Annotated in this window: 9 protein-coding genes and 2 tRNA genes; 2 read left to right on the plus strand and 9 right to left on the minus strand. The window is 70.3% G+C overall.

The genetic code is table 11. From position 1 onward, the window contains the following. Window positions 1–28: 28 nt before the first annotated feature. Window positions 29–101: transfer RNA gene (locus ACIOD1_RS18410), tRNA-Ala, on the minus strand. 160 nt (window positions 102–261) lie between these two features. On the opposite strand from ACIOD1_RS18410, the gene ACIOD1_RS18415 reads away from it, so the two are divergent. After that, the gene (locus tag ACIOD1_RS18415; protein ID WP_365616106.1) at window positions 262–810 is read left to right on the plus strand and encodes a DNA-binding protein; all 549 of its coding nucleotides are present in this window, start codon (window positions 262–264) and stop codon (window positions 808–810) included. 31 nt (window positions 811–841) lie between these two features. Next, window positions 842–2,065, plus strand: coding sequence for a serine/threonine-protein kinase (locus tag ACIOD1_RS18420; protein ID WP_401903349.1), 1,224 nt, complete (start codon window positions 842–844; stop codon window positions 2,063–2,065). A 90-nt stretch (window positions 2,066–2,155) separates the two neighbouring features. Here ACIOD1_RS18420 and ACIOD1_RS18425 read toward each other — a convergent pair whose 3' ends face one another. The 8 genes from ACIOD1_RS18425 to recF form a co-directional block, all read right to left on the minus strand. Continuing rightward, window positions 2,156–3,526, minus strand: coding sequence for a hypothetical protein (locus ACIOD1_RS18425; RefSeq protein WP_401903351.1), 1,371 nt, complete (start codon window positions 3,524–3,526; stop codon window positions 2,156–2,158). A 122-nt stretch (window positions 3,527–3,648) separates the two neighbouring features. Then, window positions 3,649–3,783 (minus strand): DLW-39 family protein, encoded by a 135-nt coding sequence (locus ACIOD1_RS18430; RefSeq protein ID WP_208809277.1) that lies wholly within the window; start codon window positions 3,781–3,783, stop codon window positions 3,649–3,651. A 145-nt stretch (window positions 3,784–3,928) separates the two neighbouring features. Then, window positions 3,929–4,002 (minus strand) — tRNA-Ile (locus tag ACIOD1_RS18435). Window positions 4,003–4,097: 95 nt separating this feature from the next. Beyond that, on the minus strand, window positions 4,098–4,766 hold the full coding sequence (locus tag ACIOD1_RS18440; RefSeq protein WP_365616112.1) for a DUF3566 domain-containing protein: 669 nt from the start codon (window positions 4,764–4,766) through the stop codon (window positions 4,098–4,100). 2 nt (window positions 4,767–4,768) lie between these two features. Next, window positions 4,769–7,381 (minus strand): DNA gyrase subunit A, encoded by a 2,613-nt coding sequence (gene gyrA, locus ACIOD1_RS18445; RefSeq protein ID WP_365616114.1) that lies wholly within the window; start codon window positions 7,379–7,381, stop codon window positions 4,769–4,771. A gap of 40 nt (window positions 7,382–7,421) precedes the next feature. Then, on the minus strand, window positions 7,422–9,500 hold the full coding sequence (gene gyrB, locus ACIOD1_RS18450) for a DNA topoisomerase (ATP-hydrolyzing) subunit B (RefSeq protein ID WP_365616116.1): 2,079 nt from the start codon (window positions 9,498–9,500) through the stop codon (window positions 7,422–7,424). 583 nt (window positions 9,501–10,083) lie between these two features. After that, complete coding sequence (locus tag ACIOD1_RS18455; RefSeq protein ID WP_365616118.1) at window positions 10,084–10,623, minus strand: DUF721 domain-containing protein; 540 nt, start codon at window positions 10,621–10,623, stop codon at window positions 10,084–10,086. After that, the gene (recF, locus tag ACIOD1_RS18460; RefSeq protein ID WP_365616120.1) at window positions 10,620–11,756 is read right to left on the minus strand and encodes a DNA replication/repair protein RecF; all 1,137 of its coding nucleotides are present in this window, start codon (window positions 11,754–11,756) and stop codon (window positions 10,620–10,622) included. The genes ACIOD1_RS18455 and recF overlap by 4 nt, the downstream gene beginning before the upstream one ends. Window positions 11,757–11,811: the final 55 nt, after the last annotated feature.

Here is an 11,811-nt window from a genome sequence, read left to right on the forward strand (position 1 = left end):
TTACGCAGGTCAAGGGGGTCTTCGTAAGTGGAGCCTAGGAGATTCGAACTCCTGACATCTGCCTTGCAAAGGCAGCGCTCTACCAACTGAGCTAAGGCCCCGAGCATTCGGAAGCGCGCCCTCCCGCGAGGGAGTGCCCGTTCCGCAGGACAGCGTACCCGGTGTACCCCCTCATCCCGCAAAATGATAGGGACTCCCGCCCCGCGACCACGCTCCGTAAGATGCTCGCGAGGTTCGCACCAGCGAAGGGGAGTAGTAAGAGTGGACGCAGTACAGCAAGAGGCCACGGCCAGAGCCAGGGAGCTTCAGCGCAGTTGGTACGGGGAGCCGCTCGGCGCGCTGTTCCGACGGCTCATAGATGACCTCGGACTCAATCAGGCCCGCCTCGCTGCCGTCCTCGGGCTGTCGGCGCCGATGCTGTCCCAACTGATGAGCGGCCAGCGCGCCAAGATCGGCAACCCGGCCGTGGTCCAGCGGGTCCAGGCCCTCCAGGACCTCGCCGGTCAGGTGGCGGACGGCAGCGTCAGCGCGGCGGAGGCCACGGATCGGATGGACGAGATCAAGAACACCCAGGGAGGCTCCGTCCTCAGCAACAGCGGGCAGACCGCGACGAGTTCCGGGGCTCCGACCGTCAAGCGCGTCGTCCGCGAGATCCAGTCGCTGCTGCGCTCGGTCTCCGCGGCCGGCGACATCATCGACGCGGCGGACACCCTCGCAGCCACCCACCCGGAACTGGCAGAGTTCCTCAGGGTGTACGGGGCCGGGCGCACCGCGGAGGCGGTGGCCCACTACGAGGCCCACCAGAACTGACGGACACGAGTGACGGGGGACGGGCGCGGTCATGGGTGAGGTCTTCGCCAACCGGTACGAGTTGGTCGATCCGATCGGGCGCGGCGGCGCGGGCGCCGTCTGGCGCGCCTGGGACCGGCGCCGACACCGGTACGTCGCCGCGAAGGTCCTCCTGCACGGCGACGCCCACTCCCTGCTGCGGTTCGTGCGCGAGCAGGCCCTGCGCATCGACCACCCCCACCTGCTGGCCCCGGCCAGCTGGGCGGCGGACGACGACAAGGTCCTCTTCACGATGGAACTCGTGGGCGGGGGCTCCCTCGGGCACGTGATCGGGGACTACGGACCGCTCCCGCCCCGCTACGTGTGCGTGCTGCTCGACCAGCTCCTGTCGGGGCTGGCGGCGGTGCACGCGGAGGGCGTCGTCCACCGTGACATCAAACCGGCCAACATCCTGATGGAGGCCACCGGAACCGGGCGGCCGCACCTGCGGCTGTCCGACTTCGGCATCTCGCTGCGCAAGGGCGAGCCCCGACTGACCGACACCCACATGGTGGTGGGTACCCAGGGCTACTTCGCCCCAGAACAACTGATGGGCGCCGAGCCGGACTTCCCCGCGGACCTCTTCGCCGTCGGCCTCGTCGCGCTGTACCTGTTGCGGGGCGAGAAGCCCGATTCCGACGCCCTCGTACGGGAGTTCCTCACCCACGGGACCCCGGAGGCCCACGAAGCCGTTCCGGGGCCGCTGTGGGGCGTCGTCTCCGGTCTGCTGCAGCCGGACCCCCGCAACCGGTTCCAGACGGCCACAGGGGCGCGCAAGGCCCTTGCCGAGGCCGTCGAGTTGCTGCCCGCGCCGGACGCGCGGGAGGAGCGGGCGGATCCGGTGGAGGTCTTCGACCAACTCGGTCCGCTCCCGGCCGGCTTCGGTCCCGAAGGCCCCCTCCCGCCGGCGGAACCCGCACGGACCACCGCGCCCACCGCGGCCGCCCCGACCACCGGGTCCCCGGCGGGTTTCGGGCCGCCCCCGGCCGCGTACGACCCCGCGTACGACCCCACGCCCGCTCCCTCGCCGACGGGCGGCTTCCACCTGAGCCCCCCGGCACCGCAGTCCCCGCCGACGCACACCCCGCCACTCGAACCCGTCACGGCCGCCGCCCCGCCCGCGCCCTCCCGCGGCCCCCGGATCCCCCCGCCCCCTCGGGCGGTCACGGCGGGCATCCTCACGGCGGCGCTGCTGTGCTTCGCGGTCGGCGTCTGGGCCCTGACGCAGCTCCCCTAGGGCGCGGCCTCCCCCAGGGTGCAAGCGCCCCCAGGGGGCGCGGCCTCCCCCAAGGCGCAGCTCCCCTGGAGCCCACGCCGCAGCCCCGACCTAGCGCCCGCTCCCCGGCCCCCGCCGGGCCAGCAGGAACCAGCCGGCCAGAGTGAGCAGCAGCAGCGTCCCCGCCCCGAAGCCCGCTCCCGCCACCGTCCGCATCACGCCCCGGGTGTCCTCCGCCTCGGCGGCCTCCGGCACGGTGAGGCCGTCCTTCGCGGCGGCCCGGTCGGCGGCGCCCACCCCGAAGCCGGCCTCCGCGAGGTTCTCCGCGTAGGCGGGGCCCTTGCCGACGGTCCCGGTCACGTCCATCCGCAGCGTCAGCGGGACCGGGGTGGCCTCGTGGGTGAACTCCCCGACCTTCCCGCCCAGGGTGACCGCGAGGTAGTACCACCCGGCGATCCGTACGGGCCGCACGGCGGTGGCGTCGGAGTAGCGGTTCTCGTAGGCCACCGGCGCGGTCTTGGGCAGGGTCACGGCGGCCTGGCTGCCGTCGTAGGAGGCGTCGTCGGACTCCACCAACGCCCGGAAGGGGGTGTACAGCGAGACGGTGAGCCCGTTGGAGGCGGAGCCGTACTGCCTGGTCATCCGGGCCTTGGCGATCTCGGCGCTCAGCCCGAGCTGCTGCCCCCAGTCCAACGGGACCCGGTAGAAGCGGGTCTGCCCGGGCCGCAGTTCGTCGCGCCACACCCCCGGGCCCAGGGCCCGCGCGTCGTTGAAGCCGGTGCCGCCGCTGCGCGGGACCGCGTCCGCGCCGGGCAGGCTCGGGGAGGCCGAGGGCCAGACGCTCGGGGCGGTGGTCGGGGCGGCGCCGGTCGTCGGGGCCGGTTCGCGCTGTACGAGGAGTTCCACGGGCCACTCGCCCCGGGTGGAGTCCTTGCCGGCGGTCCGGGTCACCTTGGCGTAGTAGGTGCCCTCGGCCTGGCACTCGGAGTCCTCCTCCAGACGCCGATGCCCCACCGCCGCCACGGGCACGGGGTCGTAACCGAAGGAGATCCGCCCGGGGTTGTACGGGCAGGCGCGCCCGGCGCTGGTCATGATCTGGACCTCCAGCCCGTCCGAGTAGCCGACCTTCGCCCCGGCGGGCGGACGCAGCACGGCGGAGAGGTACACGCTGGAGGCGCCGTCCAGTCGGAGCCGGTAGAAGCGCTCGCCGGGCGCCAGGACGTCCTCGTAGGAGGCGCCGACCGCCAGCTCGGGGGCGTCGGCCGTGGACGGCTTCCCGACCACCTTCCGGGCGCCCTCGGCCGGCCGGTACTCGGGCAACGGACCCCCCGAAGGCCCCGCCGACCCGGAGGCCGACCCCGTGGGCCCGGCGGCGTGCGCGTCCCCCGCCGACCAGACCGCCGGCCAGGCCACCGGCCCCGCCGTCAGGCCCAGGGCCAGACCCAGGACCGCCACCGCGGCCGTCTTCCGTACCCGCACCATCACGCCCACCCCGAATTTGCTAACGCAAGCCAATTCTTTGCATAACGGATTTTTTCGTCAGAGAACAGCACGAAGCCCCGGCAGCAGCGGCAGCCGGGGCTTCATGAGATCAACCGTGGGTCTCACACACCGGAACCAGAAGGCACGGAGTCAGTTGCCTCCGTCCACAGGTCCTGCTCGGCGCGATCCGCCTGGATCTGGCGGTACACGAGGAGCCCGCCGATGGCGGCCAGTGCGACCAGGAGCAGCTTCTTCACCGTGCGACCTCGTCTTTCGTTGACGTTGGGGACTTCTGGCCGCCAACAATACACACCGGTCGATATCGATCGGTGACCTGGCAACCCTTCAACTCCCCTACGACAAAGACCCCCAGGCCGGTGGGCCTGGGGGTCTTCGACACTGTGGGGCTAACAGGATTTGAACCTGTGGCCTCATCCTTATCAGGGATGCGCTCTAACCAACTGAGCTATAGCCCCATCCGCGCTGCGCGCTGACTCCTGAAGGTTAGCGCACAGACGGGGTCGAGCCAAAATCGCTTCCCGCGCGACGTCCGCGCAGGTCAGTCAGCGGGTCATTCGTCCTCGGCCAGCGTGAGTTCCACGCCGCCCACGAAGCCGGCCGACAGGTTGTAGATGAATGCGCCCAGCGTGGCCAGGGCCGTCATCAGCACCACGTCGATGACCGCGATCACCGAAGTGAAGATCAGGACGCGCGGCAGCGAAAGGAAGGACTGGAGGTCGAATCCGTTGCTCTCGTTCGAGCCGGTCGCCTCGCTGATCGTGCCGCCCACGGTGGAGAAGATGCCCATGGCGTCCATGACCATCCACAGCACCACCGACGCGACGATCGTGCACATGCCCAGCGCGATCGACAGCAGGAAGCTGACCTTCATCACCGACCAGGGGTCGGCCTTGGCCACCCGCAGCCGCGCCTTGCGCGTCCTGGGCACCGTACGGCTCCCCGGACGCGGCCCGCGCTGCGCACCCGGCCCCTTGGGGGCCGCGTACGCCTGCGGGGGCTGGTACGGCTGCGCGGAACGGTCCTGACCCGCGCCGGCGGCCTGCTTCTTGCCCTGGGCCTTCGCCTCGGGCTGCCCCTGCGCCTGACCCTGCTGCGTCTTCTGCTCCGGACCTCGGGTGTCCGTCACCGTTCCCCCTTGTGCCGCCTGGGAGTCCGTGGCGGGGCCACGGGCACCGTTCGCTCCAGTCTTGGCCGGTCCGGCGCCCGTGGCTCCACTCACGCTTACTCCTCGTGCTCCCCGGCCGAGGGCTCGATGCCCTCGGCGGCCTCGGCGGCCGGTCCGTCGGCTGCCCCGGCCTCGATCTCTGACTCGATCTCGTCGGCCTCGTCAGCTTCCTGACCGGCCTCGGCGTTACGAGCGATGCCCACCACGGCATCGCGCTTGCCCAGGTTGATCAGCTGGACGCCCATGGTGTCACGGCCGGTCTCCCTGACTTCGTTGACGCGCGTACGGATCACACCACCGCCGAGGGTGATGGCGAGAATCTCGTCCGTTTCGTCGACCACCAGCGCGCCGACGAGAGAACCGCGGTCCTCCACGATCTTGGCGGCCTTGATGCCCAGACCACCACGTCCCTGGACGCGGTACTCGTCCACGGCCGTCCGCTTGGCGTAGCCACCATCGGTCGCGGTGAAGACGAAGGTACCGGGCCGGACGACGCTCATCGACAGCAGTTCGTCACCCGCGCGGAAACTCATGCCCTTCACGCCGGAGGTGGCACGGCCCATCGGACGCAGGGCGTCGTCGGTCGCCGTGAAGCGGATCGACTGTGCCTTGCGGCTGATGAGCAGGAGGTCGTCCTCCGCGGACACCAGCTCGGCGCCGATCAGCTCGTCGTCGCTGCCGCTCTCCGTCTCCCGGAGGTTGATCGCGATGACACCACCCGATCGGGGCGAGTCGTAGTCCTTGAGCGCCGTCTTCTTCACCAGGCCGCCCTTGGTGGCCAGGATCAGGTAGGGCGCCGCCTCGTAGTCGCGGATCGCGAGGATCTGGGCGATCTTCTCGTCCGGCTGGAAGGCCAGCAGGTTCGCCACGTGTTGCCCGCGCGCGTCGCGCCCGGCGTCCGGCAGCTCGTACGCCTTGGACCGGTAGACACGGCCCTTGTTCGTGAAGAACAGCAGCCAGTGGTGGGTGGTGGAGACGAAGAAGTGGTCGACCAGGTCGTCCTGCTTCAGCTTCGTCCCGCGCACGCCCTTGCCGCCACGCTTCTGCGACCGGTAGTCCTCGGTCTTGGTGCGCTTGACGTAACCGCCGTGCGTGATCGTGACGACGATGTCCTCCTCGGCGATCAGGTCCTCCATGGACATGTCGCCGTCGAAGGGGATCAGCTTGGAACGACGGTCGTCGCCGAACTTCTCGACGATGGCCGCCAGCTCCTCGCTGACGATCCGCCGCTGGCGCTCCTCGGAGGCCAGGATGGCGTTGTACTCGTTGATCTTGGCCTGGAGCTCGTCGTGCTCGGCGACGATCTTCTGCCGCTCCAGGGCCGCCAGGCGGCGCAGCTGCATCTCCAGGATCGCGTTCGCCTGGATCTCGTCGATCGACAGCAGGCCCATCAGGCCCTCGCGCGCGATCTCGACGGTGTTGCTGCGCCGGATGAGGGCGATGACCTCGTCGATCGCGTCCAGCGCCTTGAGCAGACCGCGCAGGATGTGGGCGCGCTCCTCCGCCTTGCGCAGGCGGAACTTCGTGCGCCGGACGATGACCTCGATCTGGTGCTGCACCCAGTGACGGATGAACGCGTCGATCGACAGGGTGCGCGGCACCCCGTCCACCAGCGCCAGCATGTTCGCGCCGAAGTTGGTCTGGAGCTCGGTGTGCTTGTACAGGTTGTTCAGCACGACCTTGGCGACGGCGTCGCGCTTGAGCACGATCACCAGGCGCTGGCCGGTCCGGGACGACGTCTCGTCGCGGACGTCCGCGATGCCGCCGACCTTGCCGTCCTTCACCAGGTCGGCGATCTTCTGCGCGAGGTTGTCGGGGTTGGTCTGGTACGGAAGCTCCGTGACCACCAGGCACTGGCGGTTCTGGATCTCCTCGACCTCGACCACCGCGCGCATCGTGATGGAGCCGCGACCGGTGCGGTACGCCTCCTCGATGCCCTTGCGGCCCACGACCAGGGCGCCCGACGGGAAGTCCGGGCCCTTGATCCGCTCGACGAGCGCGTCCTGGAGCTCCTCGTGCGAGGCCTCCGGGTGTTCCAGGGCCCACTGCGCGCCCGCCGCCACCTCGCGGAGGTTGTGCGGAGGGATGTTGGTGGCCATGCCGACGGCGATGCCGGCGGAGCCGTTGACGAGCAGGTTCGGGAAGCGCGCCGGCAGGACCGTCGGCTCCTGGTTCCGGCCGTCGTAGTTGTCCTTGAAGTCGACGGTCTCCTCGTCGATGTCCCGGAGCATCTCCATGGCCAGCGGCATGAGCTTGCACTCGGTGTAGCGCATCGCGGCCGCCGGGTCGTTGCCCGGGGAGCCGAAGTTGCCGTTGGAGTCCACGAGCGGCATGCGCAGCGACCACGGCTGGGCCAGGCGGACCAGGGCGTCGTAGATCGAGGAGTCACCGTGCGGGTGGTAGGTGCCCATGACGTCGCCGACGACGCGGGCGCACTTGTAGAAGCCCTTCTCGGGCCGGTAGCCGCCGTCGTACATCGCGTACAGCACGCGACGGTGGACCGGCTTGAGGCCGTCCCGTACGTCGGGCAGCGCGCGGGAGACGATGACGGACATCGCGTAGTCGAGGTAGGAGCGCTGCATCTCGGTTTCGAGCCCGACGGGCTCGATGCGCTGGACGGGCTGCTCCGGGGCGGATTCCTCGGCGGTGGGGGTGGTTTCGTCGGCCATTGCTGGTCAGAAGTCCTTTCAGGCGGTCAGCTGAGCCGACTCAGATGTCGAGGAAGCGAACGTCCTTGGCGTTGCGCTGGATGAAGGAACGTCGGGCTTCGACGTCCTCACCCATCAGCACCGAGAACAGGTCGTCGGCCTGCGCGGCGTCGTCCAGGGTGACCTGGCCGAGCACGCGGTGGTCCACGTCCATGGTGGTGACGCGCAGCTCCTCGGCGTTCATCTCGCCCAGACCCTTGAAGCGCTGGATCGAGTCTTCCTTGATCCGCTTGCCGTTCTGCTTGCCCAGTTCGACCAGGGCGTCGCGCTCGCGGTCGGAGTACGCGTACTCGAAGTCGTCCCTGCCCCACTTGATCTTGTAGAGCGGGGGGCGCGAGAGGTAGACGTGCCCGGCCTCGACCAGCGGCCGCATGAAGCGGAACAGGAAGGTGAGCAGCAGGGTGTTGATGTGCTGGCCGTCGACGTCGGCGTCCGCCATCAGGATGATCTTGTGATAGCGGAGCTTCTCGATGTCGAAGTCCTCGTGCACGCCCGTGCCGAAGGCACTGATCAGCGCCTGGACCTCGGTGTTCTGGAGGATCTTGTCGATGCGCGCCTTCTCGACGTTCAGGATCTTGCCGCGGATCGGCAGGATGGCCTGGTACATCGGGTTGCGGCCGGACTTCGCCGAACCGCCGGCGGAGTCGCCCTCGACGATGAAGATCTCGCACTTCGTCGGGTCGTTCGACTGGCAGTCGGACAGCTTGCCCGGCAGCGAGGCGCTCTCCAGCAGGCCCTTGCGGCGCGTGAGGTCACGGGCCTTGCGGGCCGCGACGCGGGCCGTGGCGGCCTGGATCGCCTTGCGGATGATGTCCGCGGCCTCGTTCGGGTGCCGGTCGAACCAGTCGTTGAGGTGCTCGTGGACCACCTTCTGGACGAAGGTCTTGGCCTCGGTGTTGCCCAGCTTGGTCTTCGTCTGGCCCTCGAACTGGGGCTCGCCCAGCTTGATCGAGATGATCGCGGTCAGACCCTCGCGGATGTCCTCGCCGGCGAGGTTGTCGTCCTTCTCGCGAAGGAACTTCTTCTCGCGCGCGTAGCGGTTCACCAGACCCGTCATCGCCGCGCGGAAGCCCTCTTCGTGAGTGCCGCCCTCGTGCGTGTGGATCGTGTTCGCGAAGGAGTAGACGCCCTCGGTGTACTGCGAGTTCCACTGCATCGCGATCTCGACCGAGAGCATGCGCTCCTTGTCCTCGGCCTCGACGTCGATGACGGTCGGGTGGATCAGCTCGCCCTTGCGCGAGTTGAGGTACTTCACGAAGTCGACGATGCCGCCCTCGTAGTAGTACTTCACCGTGCGCGCCTGGTCGTCGTCGGCCTCCTCGGCCGAGTCCGCGCCCATCGTGGCCTTCGCCGACTCGCGCTCGTCCGTCAGCGAGAGGGTCAGGCCCTTGTTGAGGAAGGCCATCTCCTGGAAGCGGCGCGAGAGCGTCTCGAAGGAGTACTCGGTCGTCTCGAAGATGTCGGAGTCGGCCCAGAAGGTCACCGAGGTGCCGGTCTCGCCGGTCTCCTCGTTCTTGGCGAGGGCCGCCGTCGGAGCGCCGAGCTTGTAGTCCTGCGTCCAGCGGTAGCCGTCGCGCCGGACCTCGACCGAGACCCTCGTCGACAGGGCGTTCACGACGGAGACGCCGACGCCGTGCAGACCGCCGGAGACGGCGTAGCCGCCGCCGCCGAACTTGCCGCCCGCGTGCAGCACGGTCAGGACGACCTCGACGGCCGGCTTGCCCTCAGACGGGACGATGTCGACCGGGATGCCTCGACCGTTGTCGATCACGCGCACCCCGCCGTCGGGGAGGATCGTCACGTCGATGTGGTCCGCGTGACCGGCGAGCGCCTCGTCGACCGAGTTGTCGACGACCTCGTAGACGAGGTGGTGCAGACCGCGCTCACCCGTCGAGCCGATGTACATGCCGGGCCGCTTGCGGACCGCGTCCAGGCCCTCCAGGACCTGGATGTTGCTGCCTGTGTACGAAGAACCGCCACCGGCATCTCCGGTCGCGGCTGCGTTCTCGTCGGTGGTGGTCTCGTTCTTGTCGGTGGGGTTGCCCGAATCGGCCACGAAGCGCCCTTTCTGGCACAGCACAGGCCGTACTCCGGGCCAGCAGGCATGCAAGCAGGAGCGGCTGCGTCGATCTGCGTTGTCAGCGTGTAGTCGGCGTAGTCGGTGTTACTCGACGTTGCGCGGTTGCGATCCCGCGATTGGGCGGGATTGCCTTCAGTCTACCGGTACCACGGACATGAATGGGGGTTTGCCGGTACCTGAGTCCGCATGTGCCGCCCTGAACCTCCTCTCTCCGACTCCCCATATCCGGGGAGGGGCTCAAAGCGGCTCACACGGGCGTCCAGCGCTTCGGCCTGTCAACCCGCGGCTACCGTGAGGGACGCCACCTGCGAACGTCGCGCTCCGGAATGCGGCGAGGCGGTGCCGGGCGGGCTCCGGGAGGGGTGCGGGCCGCCTGATCGGGGCCGGTCAGGCGGCCCGGAAGCGGCGGGGCGGCACGGGTCCGGGCCGGTGTGCGGCCCGGTGTGCGGGCACGGGCGGGCGGGTGTGCGGGCACGGGCGTACGAAGGCGTACGGGGCACCTCGGGCGGAGCCCCGGGCAGGGCCGCGCGGACGGACCGGCCGGCGCGCCCCCTCCCGGGCGGGAGGGGAGCCGGAGGCCTGCTCAGCCGTAGGTGTCGCCGGGGCCCTTGCTGCCCGGGCTGCGCCAGGCTCCGTACCGCTTCGGGCCGCCGCCCGGGCCCTGCACCTTGATCAGCCGGACGGTGCCCTGCCCGAGGTCCGCGTTCAGCCGGGCCACCAGTTGCGGGGCCAGCAGCTTCAGCTGGGCCGCCCAGGCCGAGGAATCGCACCGCACGAGCAGCTCGCGGTCCTCGTAGCGCTCCGGTACGCAGTGCCCGGCGATGTCCGGGCCGACGATCTCGCCCCAGCGCTCCATCACCCCGGCCACCGCGATCGGCATCTCCCAGCCCCGCTCGGTGCGCAGCCGGTCCAGCGCCGCCATCAGCGGCATCGGGTCACGGCCGTCGGCGCGTGCGCCCGAGCGCAGCCCGGGCTGCTGCCGGCCCTTCTTGCCGGTCGCGGCGTTGCCCCGGGCGCGGGCCTGTTCCCTGGCCGCGGCCAGGGCCTGGCGCGCCAGGTCGATCCCCGAGGACTCGGGGGCCTTGGGCCGCTCCGGTCCGCCCGCTCGGTCGCTCTCGCTCACAGTCGGTCCACCTCACCGCCGGAGACCGCGAAGCGGGTCCCCTTCAATACGTCCGGAACGTCGTCGTCCACCGCTGCCGTCACCAGGACCTGCTCGCCCCCGGCCACCAGCTCCGCCAGTCGTTCGCGGCGGCGCGTGTCCAGCTCCGCGAAGACGTCGTCGAGGATCAGCACCGGTTCGGCGCCCTCGGAGCGCAGCAGCTCGTAGGAGGCCAGGCGCAGGGCGAGGGCGTAGGACCAGGACTCGCCGTGGCTCGCGTACCCCTTGGCGGGCAGTTCGCCCAGGCGCAGCAGGAGGTCGTCGCGGTGCGGGCCGACGAGGGTGACGCCGCGTTCGATCTCCTGCTTGCGCACCTCGACCAAGGCCGCGAGGAGGACCTCGTAGATCTCCTCGCGGGTACGGGCCCGCCCGCTGTCCACGGCTTCGCCCGCCGAGGACCTGTAGGCGAGGCCGAGGGGGCCGCCGCCGGGCGCGAGCTGCTCGTAGGCCTTGTCGGCGAGGGGGAGGAGGGTGGCGATCAGGTCGAGGCGCCGGGCGAGCAGCTCGGCGCCGACCCGGGCCAGGTGCTGGTCCCACACGTCGAGGGTGGAGAGGTCCATGGAGCGGCCGCCGTGGCGGCGGGCCATCGCGGCGGACTTCAGGAGGGTGTTGCGCTGTTTGAGGACCCGCTCGTAGTCGGAGCGTACGGCCGCCATGCGCGGGGAGCGGGCGGTGACCAGCTCGTCGAGGAAGCGCCGGCGCTCACCGGGGTCGCCCTTGACCAGGGCGAGGTCCTCGGGGGCGAACAGCACGGTGCGGACGATCCCCAGGACGTCACGGGGTTTGACCTGCGAGGAGCGGTTGATGCGGGCCCGGTTGGCGCGGCCGGGGTTCAGTTCCAGCTCGACGAGCTGTTGGCGCTCGCCCTGGACGACCGCGGCGCGGACGATGGCCCGGTCGGCGCCCATCCGTACGAGGGGGGCGTCCGAGGAGACCCGGTGGCTGCCGAGGGTGGCCAGGTAGCCGATGGCCTCGACGAGGTTGGTCTTCCCCTGGCCGTTGGGGCCCACGAAAGCCGTGACGCCCGGGGCGAGGGGCACCTCGGCCCGGGCGTACGAGCGGAAGTCGGCCAGCGAGAGATGCGAGACGTGCATGTGGCGCCGACCTCCCCCGGCTTCCTGCTGTCGTGCTGTGGTGCTGTCGTACCGC

It is taken from the genome of Streptomyces sp. NPDC088097, from assembly GCF_044741845.1.
GTDB lineage: Bacteria > Actinomycetota > Actinomycetes > Streptomycetales > Streptomycetaceae > Streptomyces.